General features: G+C 51.3%; 12 protein-coding genes and 1 tRNA gene. 12 read left to right on the top strand and 1 reads right to left on the bottom strand.

Annotated features, from left to right (window positions below):
- Window positions 1-49: 49 nt before the first annotated feature.
- From ACX1DY_RS25180 to ACX1DY_RS25150, 7 genes are read left to right on the top strand one after another with little or no spacing between them, the layout of a single operon-like run.
- Complete coding sequence (locus tag ACX1DY_RS25180) at window positions 50-961, top strand: carbohydrate ABC transporter permease (RefSeq protein WP_458966938.1); 912 nt, start codon at window positions 50-52, stop codon at window positions 959-961.
- A gap of 22 nt (window positions 962-983) precedes the next feature.
- Entirely contained in the window at window positions 984-1,817 is an 834-nt protein-coding gene (locus tag ACX1DY_RS25175; protein WP_458966937.1) for a carbohydrate ABC transporter permease, read from the top strand.
- 29 nt (window positions 1,818-1,846) lie between these two features.
- Window positions 1,847-2,953, top strand: coding sequence for an ABC transporter ATP-binding protein (locus ACX1DY_RS25170; protein ID WP_458966936.1), 1,107 nt, complete (start codon window positions 1,847-1,849; stop codon window positions 2,951-2,953).
- Window positions 2,954-2,994: 41 nt separating this feature from the next.
- Window positions 2,995-3,696: a DUF2189 domain-containing protein gene (locus tag ACX1DY_RS25165; protein ID WP_458966935.1), complete on the top strand. Its 702-nt coding sequence runs from the start codon at window positions 2,995-2,997 to the stop codon at window positions 3,694-3,696.
- Window positions 3,693-4,886, top strand: coding sequence for an exo-beta-N-acetylmuramidase NamZ family protein (locus ACX1DY_RS25160; protein ID WP_458966934.1), 1,194 nt, complete (start codon window positions 3,693-3,695; stop codon window positions 4,884-4,886). Before ACX1DY_RS25165 ends, ACX1DY_RS25160 begins: the two co-directional genes overlap by 4 nt.
- A gap of 18 nt (window positions 4,887-4,904) precedes the next feature.
- Complete coding sequence (nagZ, locus tag ACX1DY_RS25155) at window positions 4,905-6,749, top strand: beta-N-acetylhexosaminidase (protein WP_458966933.1); 1,845 nt, start codon at window positions 4,905-4,907, stop codon at window positions 6,747-6,749.
- The gene (locus tag ACX1DY_RS25150; RefSeq protein WP_458966932.1) at window positions 6,746-7,933 is read left to right on the top strand and encodes an anhydro-N-acetylmuramic acid kinase; all 1,188 of its coding nucleotides are present in this window, start codon (window positions 6,746-6,748) and stop codon (window positions 7,931-7,933) included. The genes nagZ and ACX1DY_RS25150 overlap by 4 nt, the downstream gene beginning before the upstream one ends.
- A gap of 255 nt (window positions 7,934-8,188) precedes the next feature.
- Here the strand turns inward: ACX1DY_RS25150 and ACX1DY_RS25145 are convergent.
- A tRNA-Arg gene (locus ACX1DY_RS25145) sits at window positions 8,189-8,262 on the bottom strand.
- A gap of 172 nt (window positions 8,263-8,434) precedes the next feature.
- Here ACX1DY_RS25145 and ACX1DY_RS25140 point away from each other — a divergent pair.
- The 5 genes from ACX1DY_RS25140 (at window position 8,435) to ispG (ending at window position 14,160) form a co-directional block, all read left to right on the top strand.
- Window positions 8,435-9,328: a hypothetical protein gene (locus ACX1DY_RS25140; protein ID WP_458966931.1), complete on the top strand. Its 894-nt coding sequence runs from the start codon at window positions 8,435-8,437 to the stop codon at window positions 9,326-9,328.
- A gap of 97 nt (window positions 9,329-9,425) precedes the next feature.
- The gene (gene tig / locus ACX1DY_RS25135; RefSeq protein ID WP_458966930.1) at window positions 9,426-10,766 is read left to right on the top strand and encodes a trigger factor; all 1,341 of its coding nucleotides are present in this window, start codon (window positions 9,426-9,428) and stop codon (window positions 10,764-10,766) included.
- A 284-nt stretch (window positions 10,767-11,050) separates the two neighbouring features.
- The gene (gene clpP, locus ACX1DY_RS25130) at window positions 11,051-11,641 is read left to right on the top strand and encodes an ATP-dependent Clp endopeptidase proteolytic subunit ClpP (protein ID WP_019908899.1); all 591 of its coding nucleotides are present in this window, start codon (window positions 11,051-11,053) and stop codon (window positions 11,639-11,641) included.
- An 11-nt stretch (window positions 11,642-11,652) separates the two neighbouring features.
- Window positions 11,653-12,909, top strand: coding sequence for an ATP-dependent protease ATP-binding subunit ClpX (gene clpX, locus ACX1DY_RS25125; RefSeq protein WP_019908900.1), 1,257 nt, complete (start codon window positions 11,653-11,655; stop codon window positions 12,907-12,909).
- A 111-nt stretch (window positions 12,910-13,020) separates the two neighbouring features.
- Window positions 13,021-14,160, top strand: a complete 1,140-nt coding sequence (gene ispG, locus ACX1DY_RS25120) for a flavodoxin-dependent (E)-4-hydroxy-3-methylbut-2-enyl-diphosphate synthase (protein ID WP_458966971.1) — start codon at window positions 13,021-13,023, stop codon at window positions 14,158-14,160.
- Window positions 14,161-14,246: the final 86 nt, after the last annotated feature.

The raw sequence follows: 14,246 nt of genomic DNA, 5'->3' as shown, positions 1-14,246 counted from the left end.
TTCGGATTGCTGAAAGGGTGCCCTCTCTTAAGAGAGGGGGAGAAAAGGGATGACAACAATCGCACCAAAGCGGGTGCGCGGTTCCGCCGGCAGGTTGTGGCGTGAATATGGCTGGGCATACCTGTTTATCCTGGCACCGGTCCTGCTGTTTCTGGTGTTTACACTATATCCGGTCATATCTGCTTTAGTCATGAGCTTCCAGCAGTACAACATTATGAATTCCACCTGGGTTGGCTTCGACAACTATGAACGGCTGTTTCAGGATGCAACCTTTTGGAAATCCATGCGCAATACCGTTATTTTTACAGTCTGTACAGTACCGGTCAATATCGTCATCACCTTTGTGCTGTCTTATCTGATCTACCAGATGAAGACCAAATGGCAAACCTTCTTCAAAGCCACTCTGTATCTCCCTGCGGTTGCCTCCGGCGTTACCATTTCTATCGTCTGGCTGGCTATCTTTGATCCAACCGATGTAGGGTTGCTCAACAGATTTCTTGAATGGTTCGGTTTAGATCCGGTGATCTGGCTGGGCCAGTCCAAAACCGCATTGTTCTCGCTGATTCTCATGAACTGGCTTGGCTCGCACGGAGCGGGGATTATTTTGTACCTGGCCTCTATGGGTGGGGTTCCAAAATCACTATATGAAGCAGCTGATATTGATCATGCCAGCGGCTGGACCCAATTTACACGCATCACCTGGCCTTTGCTGAAACCGACCACTCTATATCTGCTCGTTACGGGAGTAATAACTTCCTTCCAGGTATTTATCTCGGTGTATATGATGACCCAGGGCGGGCCGAACTTCGCGACAACAACTATTGCTTATCTGATCTACCAGACAGCGTTCCAGTTTTATGAATTTGGTCTGGCTTCAGCGCAGTCGTTCGTGCTGGCGTTTCTGATTATCCTGGTCTCTGTCATTCAATTTAAATACTTCTCGAGTGACATCGAGTATTAGGACGGGAGGAGCGACACTATTTATGAAAACCAGATCCAAGACTATCTTTCTGTGGGCGGCCGCGGCTTGTCTGGTCGTGTGGAGCATTGTCACAATTATTCCTCTTTACTGGATGATAATCGGCTCCGTGCAGGACTCTGCGGCAACCGCCAGTTTCCGTCCCAGCATGCTTCCGGAGGCGTTCTCGTTAGCGCCCTATGAACGGTTTTTCGCCAAAACAGCGGCCTGGCGCTGGCTGTTCAACTCTTTATTCATTTCATCGGTGCTGACGGTTACCAATGTGTTTTTTGCCTCACTTGCGGGCTATGCTTTTGCTAAATTGAAATTTCCCGGACAGGGCGCGATTTTCTGGGTGCTTCTCAGCACGATGATGATCCCGGCACAGGTCACGCTGATTCCGCTCTATATTCTGATTGTCAATGTCTTTAATCTTGGTGACAGCTATACCGCCATCATTTTGCCTACGGCAATTACGGTCGGCAACATCTTTCTAATGAAACAATACATGTCCTCTCTCCCTACCTCGCTGATTCACGCGGCGCGGATTGATGCCTGCAGCGAGTTCGGCATCTTCTGGAAGGTGATCCTTCCGCTCGCGAAGCCGGGGCTTGCGGTACTCGCAATCTTTACTTTTGTAGCTTCCTGGAACGAATTTTTCTGGCCTTTTCTGATTACGAACTCGACGGAAATGCGGACCATACAAGTGGGGCTTGCCTCCTTTGTTTTCTCGGAATCCACGGATTTCGGGGCAATTATGGCAGGGGCCACAGTGGGCGCTTTGCCGATGCTGATTCTGTTCTTCTCCCTGCAGCGCTACTTCCTGCAAGGCATTACTATCGGAGCCGTCAAGGGCTGACATCAATAATTTTATGGAGGGGAAGAGCAATGGCACGGGTTGAATTCCGCAATGTGCGCAAACAATTTGACGATCAGAACAAGATGACCGTTACTGCGGTGGCTGGTTCCGATTTTGTGATTAATGATAAAGAATTTGTTGTGTTCGTAGGACCTTCAGGGTGCGGCAAAACGACTTCGCTGCGGATGATCGCAGGGCTGGAGCGGCAGACCAGCGGTGATATTGTAATCGGCGACCGCATTGTCAACAATCTTCATCCCAAAGACCGGGATATTGCGATGGTATTTCAGGATTATGCCCTGTACCCGCATATGACGATCCGTGAGAACCTGTCTTTTGGCCTGAAGAATCTGAAGAAGCCGAAGGATTATATTGAGAAAAAGGTGCAGGAGGCCGCGGCGATCCTCGGACTTGAGGATATGCTGGAGCGCAAGCCGCGCGAGCTGTCCGGCGGACAGCGGCAGCGTGTGGCTGTGGGCCGGGCAATTGTGCGTGATCCGCAGGTGTTCCTGTTCGACGAGCCGCTGTCCAATTTGGACGCCAAGCTGCGCATTCAGATGCGTGTTGAGTTGGGTGAGCTTCATAAGCGTCTCGGTGCCACGATTGTGTACGTTACCCATGATCAGGTGGAGGCGATGACGCTCGGCGAACGGATTGTGGTCATGAATAAAGGGGTAATTCAGCAGGTGGCTTCACCAACAGAGCTGTACGCCAATCCCAAAAATATGTTCGTGGCCGGATTTATCGGCTCCCCGGCAATGAATTTTATCGACGCCCGGTTCGAACGGGGGCGTGTCATTTTTGACGGTGCGGAATTTGTTCTGTCAGAGGAAGCAGCCGCTGGTCTGCAGGGCTACGATGGCCGCGAAATTATCCTCGGCATCCGCCCGGAGCATATTTATGGCGAAGACTTCGCACCAGGCGTTTCCACGGAACATCAGATGCGGGCACATATTAAGGTGGTTGAGCACCTGGGCTCCGAGAACCTTGTTTATTTTAAAATTGGGAACCGGACAGTTACCGCTAAGGTTCATCCTGAGACCAAGGCGTACAGCAGTCTCGATAAACAGTTTATCTTCGACTTAAGCAAAGCCCGTTATTTCGATCCCGGAACGGAAGAAAGAATTATCTGGTAATTTAATTTCTGCAGCTTAATCATAGAAAGGGGAGGCAGGTCATGCGGAAACTGAATCAGGTGCTGGTTAGTACGGGAGTGGAGTCATTTCGGGAGATTGTACCTGTTGCACTGCTTAGTCTGGCCAGCTCAGCCATACTGGTCCCTATAGTGATCTTTACGCCAATGGCGCTGGCGTTTATCCTTATTCCGCTTCTTTATATGCCTTTGTTTTATGGTGTGTTTTATGCGTACCACCGGAGAACAGAAGGGAAGAAGCTGTCGATACGTGAAATGCTGTCGGGTGCCCGCAAGGGCTTTGGGCCAGCGGTGGTCTTTGGCCTCTTCTGCGCTTTGCTGATGATCATTCTGGGATCTACCTGGTGGTTCTACGGAAGCCGTGACGGAGCCGTGAACTGGACGATTGTCATTTTTCAGACGTATTTTGTCGCTATGGCTTTTGTCTCCCAATTCTACACACTGCAACTGGTACTTCAGAATAAGCGGGGCATCTTCAAGGCTATGGGTGAGAGCGTCAAGCTGTTCCTCCGCTACCCGGCTTATACTATCGGAGCTTTCTTTCAGGCGCTGGTTGTGGGTGTAATGCTCACTGTTACGATTGTAGGCTTTGCTGCACTGTTCAATGGAATGCTTGCGGTTTATCTGCATAAGGCGACCTATAACGTGCTTCATCCGGACGAGGATACCGAAGCTGAAGGCGTACCGGAGACCAGCAGAGCATTTGCAGAAGGCAGGCTCCTGTGAAGCGGGCTGTAAGCAGCGGAGTGGACCGGATTGCCGCCGGGTTGTCTCACCCTATGCTGGATGGGCGGCGGATCGGACTGGTTACGAATCCGACAGGCATCACGGCAGATTTCCGTTCTACGGTAGAGATATGCAGTAAACTGGCTTCCAGCAGGCTTACTGCTCTTTTTGCCTGTGAACACGGCATTTACGGGCAGCATCAGGCTGGAGTAAGGTTCGGTGATGAACAGGATACTGTACTCGGAATTCCCGTCTATAGTCTGTACGGGGAGCATAAGAAACCAATTCCTGACATGCTGGATGCCTTGGACACCCTTGTATTTGACGTCCAGGATTTGGGGATACGGTTTTATACGTATGTATCGACTCTGCTGTATGTGATGGAGGCTTGCGCAGAGAATGGAAAAAGTCTGCTCGTACTGGATCGTCCGGCCCCGCTCGGCGGTATCGGCTGCGAAGGTGGTTTTTTACAGGAAGGGTATGAATCTATGGTTGGTGCCTGGTCGATGCCTGTCCGTACAGGAATGACCATAGGCGAATTCGCCTTGATGGCTAATGACAGGAAGGGGCTTCACTGCGATCTGGATGTGATTCCGCTCGCGGGCTGGAGCCGTGAAATGGAATATACGGATACCGGTCTGCCCTGGATGCTGCCCTCTCCGAACGTTCCGACTCTCGATACGATAAGAGTATATGGCGGGACGTGTTTCTTTGAAGGCACCAATCTGTCTGAAGGACGCGGGACAACCCTTCCCTTCGAGTGGATTGGAGCACCATGGCTGGATGGGGCCAGGTTTGCTGAAGCTATGCAGGCGCACCTCCTGCCGGGCGTGTATTTCCATCCCATGTATGCTACGCCGACCTTCTCGAAGCACCAAGGGGAATTATGCGGCGGTGTGCGGTTGTTCGTGACCGACCCTCAAAAGTATGAGGCGGTGCGAACGGGACTTACGCTGCTGCATGAGGCATGTGCGCTGTACCCGGAGCATTTTCAGTGGCTTGCTCCCCCGGAAGGCGGTACGAGATATTTTATTGATTTGCTGACTGGCGGAGAGAAGGTCCGCAGGTCCATTGGCACGGTGGAAGGATTGTATGAAATCGTTGAAGAATGGCGCCGTGACAGCGCGAACTGGCTGACTATGCGTCAGCCTTATCTTTTATATCCAATTAAATCTGATGGAATCAACTGAATTCAGGGAGGTACGGTGATGGCAATCGTTCGGCGTGAAGTGGCACGGCAGGAAGCAGGTCTTGATGCGGCGGTCGCCGCTATGAGTCTGAACGACAAGATTGGACAGATGCTGATGTGCGGTTTTGAAGGAACTGCAGCATCGGGTGAAGTCCTTAAGCTTGTGGCGGACAGCGGGATTGGCGGGGTGATTTATTTTGCCCGAAATGTGGAGTCGCCGGAGCAGGTTGCCAGGCTGACTGCTGATCTTCAGCAGGCGGCAGCAGAAGCCGGCAAGGCTCCGCTCTGGATTTCGATTGACCAGGAGGGCGGCATGGTTGCCCGGATTACCGAAGGCATAGCACTTATGCCCGGAGGAATGGCGATCACGGCAGCAGGATCGGAGGACGGTGCTTATCAGGCAGCGTGGATCAGTGGACGGGAGTTGACGGCCCTGGGTATTAATTTGAACTATGCTCCTGTGCTGGACGTCAACAATAATGCGCGGAATCCGGTAATCGGGGTCCGTTCGTTCGGAGAGTCGCCGGAGCAGGCGGCCGAATATGGTGCGGCCATGATTCGCGGATTCCAGGCTGCGGGTATTGCGGCCACAGCCAAGCATTTCCCAGGTCACGGCGATACCGACGTGGATTCCCATCTTGATTTGCCGACCATCCGGCATGACCGGGAACGAATGGACCGGGTAGAACTGCTCCCTTTCCGCAGGGCTATTGCTGAGGGGGTGGACGCCATGATGTCGGCGCATATTTACTTCCCGGCACTGGAGCAGGAGAAGCTGCCGGTTACGTTGTCGAAGTCCGTATTGACTGGGTTGCTGCGGGAAGAGCTGGGTTTTCAAGGGGTTATCATGACCGATTGTATGGAGATGAACGCGATTGCTGAGCATTACGGAACGGCCCCTGCCTCTGTGATGGCTATTGAAGCGGGAGCGGATATCGTTCTGATCAGCCATCGTGCCGACCGTCAGCGTGATGCGATCGAGGCTATTCGTGCAGCAGTGGCCGAGGGCCGTATTGATGAAGCGCGCATTGACGAATCCGTCCGGCGACTGCTGGCCCTGAAGGTGAAACGGGGAGTAATTGCCTCAGGAGCCGGAGCTTCGGGCGGGACGGGAGTTGATGTTGGTGCTGGAAGATTGAGTGCAGGTTCAGGTGATGTTGGTGGTTCGGGTGGAGCTGATGTTGGAACAGTTGTTAACGTTGCTGGTGACACAGATGCAGGTACAAATGGTGGAGCTAGCGCAGATTCTTCGGCTGTGGCAAGGTCCGCTTCGTTTGAGGAGAAGCTTGCAGTGCTCGGAACCCCGGCGCACCTGGAGGTGGCGCGGCACATCAGCGAAGCCAGTATAACACTGGTTCGCAATAACACTTCTATGCTGCCGCTGCAGTCTGGGAAGACATTGGTGATTACGGCAGCGCCCGTAGTGGCAACTCTGGTAGATGAATCGTTTGCAGCCGCACCCGGTCTGGGCGCAATGCTTGAAAAGTACGGACTGGATAGTATTGACCGTGTGGTTCCGGCGGGAGAAATCGCTGTTTACGCGGCAAAACTGCTGGAGGAGGCTCAGGTCAAAGAGATCGAACAGATCGTTGTTGGTACGTATAATGCCCAATTTCATGTTGAACAGATTAAGCTGGTTGAGTCTTTGCTTGCCCTTGGGAAGCCGCTCGCGGTTGTTGCTTTGCGCAATCCATATGATCTCCTGGCTATGCCAGATGTTCAGGTCTATGCCGCTGCTTATGAGAGCCGTCCGCTTGCGCTGGAGAGCACAGCCAAAGCACTGCTTGGAGTCATCCCCTTCCGTGGCCGGTTGCCCGTTTCACTTGGGGAGGAATATCCGGCTGGCTGGGGCATCAGCTTATGATTGGCCCACTCTGGAATAAGCAGAAATCCGTTGTAGTCGGACTGATGTCGGGCACCTCACTTGACGGTATCGATGCAGCAGTTGTTTCTATTGAAGGCAGCGGCCTTTCAGCGCGGGTCAAGCTGCTGCATTATTACAGCATTCCCTATGATGCAGAATTGCGGGAACGCCTGAAAAGGCTGTGCACCGTAGAGCATTCTTCCGTAGATCTGATCTGCGGCATGAGCTTCTATCTCGCTGAGAAGTTTGCCGAAACGGCTTTTGAAGCTGTGCGCAGCGCCGGAATGGACATGAAGGAGATTGACCTGATCAGCTCCCACGGACAGACAGTGTGGCATATCCCTAAACAGGATATCCAAGATCCCTATCTGGTCCGTTCGACACTGCAGATCGGCGATTTGTCGGTGCTGGCTAAACGGACCGGGCGGAGGGTTGTCGGCGATTTCCGTCCGGCAGACATGGCTGTTGGAGGGCAGGGTGCGCCGCTGGTTCCTTACGGTGACCTGATTTTGTTCCGGCATCCCGGCAAGGGCAGACTGCTGCAAAACATCGGGGGAATAGGCAACTGTACGGCGCTGCCTCCGGCAGCAGAACCGGAAGATGTATTTGCTTTTGATACCGGCCCGGGCAACATGGTTATTGATCAAGTGGTATATCAGTTGAGCCACGGGCGGCTTTCTTACGATAATGGCGGTGCCTGGGCGATGCAGGGAGCGGCTGACGAGACATTGGTAGAGGAAATGATGAAGCATCCGTATTTCGAATTGAAGCCTCCGAAGTCTACAGGCCGTGAAGTATTTGGCAAAGCCTACGCCGAGCTATTCGCCGCCAAAGCGCGAGAGCAAGGGTTGAGCGATGCAGACATTGTAGCGACAGCTACTGCCTTTACTGCACGGACGATAGCAGAAGGATATCAAAAATATGTCTTCCCACTCTGTAAAATAGACGAGGTCATTGTCAGCGGCGGCGGCGCACATAACACAGCGCTGCTGGGTATGCTGCAAGAACTGCTCCCTGATCAGAAGGTCCTTACTTCCAGCGATCTGGGTTATAACGATGATGCGAAGGAAGCGATTATCTTTGCCCTGCTTGGCAATGACTTCATGCACGGAGTTGCGAATAATCTCCATTCAGCTACAGGGGCAAAACGGCCTACTGTTATGGGTAAGCTGGCTTTCCCTTAGGCGCTTGCGTTTTTATACCGCTATGTATACAGATATGCAGCCCTGCTTTCAAGCAGGGCTGTTTCGGGTTCTCATCCCCCGGACGCACAAACAGCCTTCCCGAAGGAAGGCTGTTGTATGACGTCCCGGAAGGGATACAGCCCATCCAGGCTGATTGCGAAGCGAGTGCTCCCGAAGCAAATGCTCCAACGAACCATGGGCATTCTCATTCCCCGAACGCACAAACAGCCTTCCCGAAGGAAGGCTGTTGTATGACGTCCCGGAAGGGATTCGAACCCCCGACCGTGCGCTTAGAAGGCGCATGCTCTATCCAGCTGAGCTACCGGGACATAAGATAAGACTGAAAAGCAAGCAAAAATTATGTTATCATATATGAATGTTTTTTTCAACTTGTTTTTTTGAAACTGCGCGGGGATATGCTATAATCTACAATTGATTAAGGTTCGGTGAAAAGGAGGTGCCCTCATTAATCATTCGAATTCCCCCGCCAAAGAGAATATCGTGCTGTTTCCGAAAACGCTGGATTACTACCAGATCCAGTTAACGGTAATGTTGGAGAGTGAACGCTACGGGGAAGCGATGGAGCTGCTGCGTTTTTTGCTGCAATGCCAGGGACAGGAGGAGCGGCACTGTCAGGAATGGCAGTCGCTTTTGGAGTGGCTGGAGTCGGCATTCCCCTATGCTGCCCATAACGGCGATGCCGAAGCTGAAGGTCAAGGCGATGAACACGATCTCCAGGAAGAAGACATGGCCCGGATTCTGGCCAAATCCAAGCTCGAAGAGGATTCGGAATATCAGGGCAAGCTGCTGCAGCGGGTTATGAACGAACCTTTGTCCGAGTCAACCATTCTGGCGCTGGAGCAGCTTTCATATCTGGAGGGCAGCCATATCGACGAAGCGCTCACAGGCTGGTTACGACAGGCTGCAGTTCATCCGCTGGTTCAGTTCCGTACGCTGCAGACTCTCCGCCGCCGTGGGGCGCAGGGGATTATCGGACTTGCGCGCGGTACCGAAACGGCATACGTTGAGATTGAAACGGTGCCGCTGACCAATGAGGAATTTCCGCCGCAGGTAAGCCAGGTGCTGGAACGGGTGGCTGAGCAGGCGGAGGTGCATGAGCCGACGCTGTACTATTTTGCCCAGGAGCTCTGGGGACAGTTCATCATGTCGATCTACGGCTCCGCCGAATACCGCAAGCTGCTGGACGGAGAAGACGCTCAGCTCGACATTTGGGCGGGTGCGCTGCATCAGATGGTGTCCGAGAGCCTGAACGGGAACCGGCAGGAGGAGGAGACCCGTGCAATGTACGGGATAACAGGCAGCATGCGCTTTCAATTCGAGGGGGCATACCGCTCTCTCAAAGGATTTGTAAAGAGTTCTCTACTTGATAAATAGAGTAATGTTGTATATAATATAATGGTTATTCTGTGCGTGGATTGCGTGATTATAAGTAAGTAAACATGTAACCTATTTTTGGAGGGAAAAGTATAATATGAAAGCAACCTGGGAAAAAATAGAGAAGAACCTTGGAGTTCTTGAAGTCGAAGTAGAAGCAGAACGCGTAGCTGCGGCACTCGACAAAGCTTTTAATAAAGTAGTTAAGAAAGCAAACGTGCCTGGCTTCCGTAAAGGCAAAGTGCCACGGCCAATTTTTGAATCCCGTTTTGGTGTAGAAAGCCTGTACCAGGACGCAATTGATATTCTTCTTCCGGAAGTGTACAGTGAAGCGGTTGATCAAACCGATATCTTCCCTGTAGACCGTCCTGAAGTGGACATCGAGCAATTCGCCAAAGGCAAGGCGTTCATCTTCAAAGCGAAGATCACCGTTAAGCCTGAAGTGACTCTGGGCCAGTACAAAGGTCTCGAAGTACCAGTACAAAAGGCTGAAGTTACCGAAGAAGAACTGAATGCTGAACTGAAACGTCTGCAGGAGCGTCATGCCGAGCTTGTTGTCGTTGAAGATGAAGCAGCAGTGAACGGTGATATCGCAGTAATCGACTTTGACGGATATGTAGATGGCGTTGCATTCGAAGGCGGAAAGGCTGAGCGTCATTCCCTGGAGCTTGGAAGCAACTCCTTTATTCCTGGATTCGAAGATCAGGTAGTGGGCATGTCCACTGGAGACTTCAAGGATGTTGAAGTTACTTTCCCGGAAACTTACCACGCTGAGAACCTTGCCGGTAAGCCTGCTGTATTCAAAGTGAAGCTGCATGAAATCAAACGCAAAGAGCTTCCTGCGCTGGATGATGAATTCGCTAAGGATGTAAGTGAATTCGACACGCTGGAAGAATACAAGGCTGACCTGAAGGCACAACTGGAATCCCGTAAGCAGGATGAGCTCAAAGGTGCCCGCGAAACTGCAGTAGTTGACGCAGCGGCTGCCAATGCAGAAGTTGAAATTCCTGAAGCAATGATCAACAGTGAAGTTCAGAACATGGTTCGCGACTTCGACAACCGTCTTCGTCAGCAAGGCATGAACATGGACATGTTCCTCAGCTTCTCCGGCCAAACCCGTGAAGACCTTGAGAGCCAGATGAAAGGCGATGCCGAGAAGCGCGTCCGCAACAACCTGGTGCTTGAAGTAATTGCGAAGGAAGAGAAGATTGAAGTTTCCGAAGAAGAAGTGAATCAGGAACTTGCTTCTATGGCTGAATCCTTCAAGCGTTCCGCTGAAGAGATCCGCAGCATTCTGGCGGCTAACGGTTCCCTGAGCAGTCTGAACGATGAGATTTCTTTGCGCAAGACCATTGATTTCCTCGTAGAGAACAGTGTTGAAGTTGAAGCTCCGGCTGCAACTGAAGAAGCTGCAAAAGAAGAAGCAAACGCTGAGTAACACTCTTCCGGGGTGATATTTTACCTAGAACGGCCAAGCAGGACGGCCTCCATAAATGTAGATAAGGCACGTAATCTCTGTTACGTGCCTTATTTTTATCGGCGGGTAGAATATTTTGGTACATAACTGCAAAATTGGCTTTATGGCAGGAATTGCGCTATAATGGCATGCACATGAACAATGCGATTTTATACACCAGTGAAAAAATGACATAGCGCCTTGAACGTGTTAAAATATTTCTGAAACGGATAGACTAATCTGTACAGAGAAAAGAGGTTGGTGGCATGAGTCTGGTACCAATGGTTGTGGAATCAACAAGTCGGGGAGAACGGTCATACGATATATATTCCAGATTGCTCAAGGACCGCATCATTTTCCTGAGCAATGCGATTGACGATGATGTCGCCAATCTGGTTATTGCCCAATTGCTGTTCCTGGCAGCAGATGACCCCGAAAAAGACATTCACCTGTACATCAACTCGCCCGGTGGTTCTGTGACAGCCGGCATGGGTATATATGATACAATGCAATACATCAAACCGGATGTGTCAACAATTTGCGTAGGCATGGCGGCAAGCATGGGATCGCTGCTGCTTACGGCTGGGGCTCCAGGCAAGAGATATGCACTGACTAATAGTGAAGTAATGATACACCAGCCGCTCGGCGGCGTTCAGGGGCAAGCATCCGATATCTGGATTCATACCGACTGGATTCTCAAAACGAGACAGAAGCTGAATCAAATATATGTGGATCGCACAGGTCAGCCCCTTGACAAAATCGAACGCGATACGGACCGTGACAACTTTATGAGCGCGGAAGAAGCGAAGGAATACGGGCTTATTGACCAGGTACTCTCTTCACCGATCAAATCCTAAGGGGTGGTAAGATGTTTAAATTTAATGATGAAAAAGGGCAGCTGAAATGTTCTTTTTGCGGCAAATCCCAAGAGCAGGTTCGTAAGCTTGTAGCTGGACCAGGCGTTTATATATGTGATGAATGCATCGAGCTGTGCACAGAAATCGTGGAAGAGGAGCTTGGCCACGAGGAAGAGCTGGATCTGAAGGATATTCCGAAACCGAAGGAAATCCGTGATATTCTCGATCAATACGTCATTGGCCAGGAGCAAGCGAAGAAGTCGCTCTCCGTTGCCGTATATAATCACTACAAACGTGTTAACAGCCAGAGCAAGATTGAAGATGTTGAACTGACGAAGAGCAACATTCTGCTGCTTGGTCCAACAGGTTCAGGTAAGACATTGCTGGCGCAGACTATGGCTAAAATCATCAACGTTCCTTTTGCCATCGCGGACGCAACTTCTCTTACAGAAGCGGGTTATGTCGGCGAGGATGTGGAGAACATCCTGCTGAAGCTGATCCAGGCTGCCGATTATGATGTGGAAAAGGCCGAACGCGGCATCATCTATATTGATGAAATTGATAAAGTGGCACGCAAATCCGAGAACCCGTCCATTACCCGTGACGTTTCCGGTGAAGGTGTGCAGCAAGCGCTGCTGAAGATCCTGGAAGGCACTGTAGCTTCTGTACCACCACAGGGCGGACGCAAGCATCCTCATCAGGAATTTATTCAGATTGATACTACGAACATTTTGTTTATCGTGGGCGGCGCTTTTGACGGCCTGGAGCAAATGATCAAACGCCGTATCGGCAAAAAAGTCATTGGCTTCAACGCGGCTGTTGAAGGTCAAAAGGAGCTCAAAACTGGCGAATACCTCTCGATGGTATTGCCGGAAGATTTGCTCAAGTTCGGTCTGATTCCTGAATTTGTAGGCCGTTTGCCGGTGATTTCAACTTTGGAGCCGCTTGATGAGAGCACGCTGGTGCGCATTCTGTCCGAGCCAAAGAACGCGCTCACGAAGCAGTATATCAAGCTGCTGGAAATGGATAATGTAGCGCTGAAGTTTGAACCTAAAGCTCTTGAAGCCATCGCCAAGGAAGCGATCAAACGCAACACGGGTGCCCGTGGACTTCGTGCCATTATTGAGAGCATTATGCTGGATGTCATGTATGAGGTTCCTTCGCGCGATGACATTAAGGATTGCGTGATTACAGAGCAGGTTGTCCAAGAGAAGTCCCTGCCTGAGCTAAGCCTCAAGAAAGATAAGAAAAAAGAGGAAAGCGCCTAAGCCTTTTCTACTTGTACAATACAATTCACTGTCTCCACCTTTCTTCCGCTTGCCCCGTTTTACTGCGGGAGCGGGGAGGGTGGAGCTTTGATCGTTATGGGGGAGAAAACCATGTTTTTGAGACACCAGACCCGTCCCGTCAATGTTGGCGGAGTGATTATTGGGGGAAACAACGAGGTTGCGATTCAAAGCATGTGTACGACCAAAACCGCTGATGTCGAAGCTACCGTTGCCGAGATTCTGCGTCTGGAAGAAGCGGGCTGCCAGCTTGTCCGTGTGACCGTCAACAACGAAGAAGCGGCTGCCGCAATCAAGGAGATCAAGAAGCAAATTCATATTCCGCTTGTGGCGGATATTCATTTCAACTATAAGCTGGCCTTGCTTGCCATCGAGAACGGCATCGACAAAGTACGCATCAATCCGGGCAACATCGGACGCCGGGACAAAGTGGAAGCTGTGGTGAAGGCCTGTAAGGAAAAAGGGATTCCGATTCGTATCGGTGTAAATGCCGGTTCTTTGGAGAGCCATCTTTTGGAGAAATACGGTTACCCAACACCGGAAGCGATGGTAGAGAGTGCTCTATTCCATATTGGGATTCTCGAAGAACTCGATTTCCATGATATTATCGTATCGCTTAAGGCCTCTGATGTGCCAATGGCTATCGAAGCTTACCGCAAAGCTGCAGAAGTTATTCCATATCCGCTGCATCTGGGCATTACCGAGTCAGGTACCTTGTTCGCCGGAACCGTGAAGAGCTCGGCAGGCATCGGTGCACTGCTCTCAATGGGCATCGGCAGTACCGTGCGCATCTCGCTCAGTGCTGATCCGGTCGAAGAGGTGAAGGTAGCGCGTGAGCTGCTTAAGACCTTCGGTCTGATTTCTAATGCCCCTACGCTGATCTCCTGCCCTACCTGCGGACGGCTGGACATTGACCTGTTCTCCATCGCAAATGAAGTGGAAGAGTATATCTCCAAGCTTAAGGTGCCGATTAAGGTATCCGTACTGGGCTGCGCTGTCAACGGCCCCGGCGAAGCACGCGAAGCTGACATCGGTATCGCGGGCGCCCGTGGAGAAGGCTTACTATTCCGCTACGGCAAGATGATCCGCAAGGTTCCCGAAGCTGATCTGGTGTCCGAGCTAAAGAAGGAGATCGACGCGATCGTAGTCCATTTTGAAGAAACCGGTGAAATCCCGGGCCGCAAGCATGCAGGACTGGCTCCGGCAGTGCAAGCAGGAAACTCTGAAAGTTAATGTAAATTGAACTCATTAGCGAGTTTATTTTAATTTGCGAACTTATATTAAGGCGACGAAGAACGTCCCATCATGCCCCGTGTTCA

The sequence above is a fragment of the Paenibacillus sp. BAC0078 genome (assembly GCF_054483875.1).
This window is presented reverse-complemented; position numbering and strand designations above follow the sequence as displayed.

Bases quoted from the DNA above. Each gene is read 5' to 3' on its own strand.
- ACX1DY_RS25170 (WP_458966936.1), top strand. From the start codon at position 1,847: ATGGCACGGGTTGAATTCCGCAATGTGCGCAAACAATTTGACGATCAG.
- ACX1DY_RS25150 (WP_458966932.1), top strand. From the start codon at position 6,746: ATGATTGGCCCACTCTGGAATAAGCAGAAATCCGTTGTAGTCGGACTG.
- ACX1DY_RS25180 (WP_458966938.1), top strand. From the start codon at position 50: ATGACAACAATCGCACCAAAGCGGGTGCGCGGTTCCGCCGGCAGGTTG.
- nagZ (WP_458966933.1), top strand. From the start codon at position 4,905: ATGGCAATCGTTCGGCGTGAAGTGGCACGGCAGGAAGCAGGTCTTGAT.
- clpP (WP_019908899.1), top strand. From the start codon at position 11,051: ATGAGTCTGGTACCAATGGTTGTGGAATCAACAAGTCGGGGAGAACGG.
- ACX1DY_RS25175 (WP_458966937.1), top strand. From the start codon at position 984: ATGAAAACCAGATCCAAGACTATCTTTCTGTGGGCGGCCGCGGCTTGT.
- ispG (WP_458966971.1), top strand. From the start codon at position 13,021: ATGTTTTTGAGACACCAGACCCGTCCCGTCAATGTTGGCGGAGTGATT.
- clpX (WP_019908900.1), top strand. From the start codon at position 11,653: ATGTTTAAATTTAATGATGAAAAAGGGCAGCTGAAATGTTCTTTTTGC.
- tig (WP_458966930.1), top strand. From the start codon at position 9,426: ATGAAAGCAACCTGGGAAAAAATAGAGAAGAACCTTGGAGTTCTTGAA.
- ACX1DY_RS25165 (WP_458966935.1), top strand. From the start codon at position 2,995: ATGCGGAAACTGAATCAGGTGCTGGTTAGTACGGGAGTGGAGTCATTT.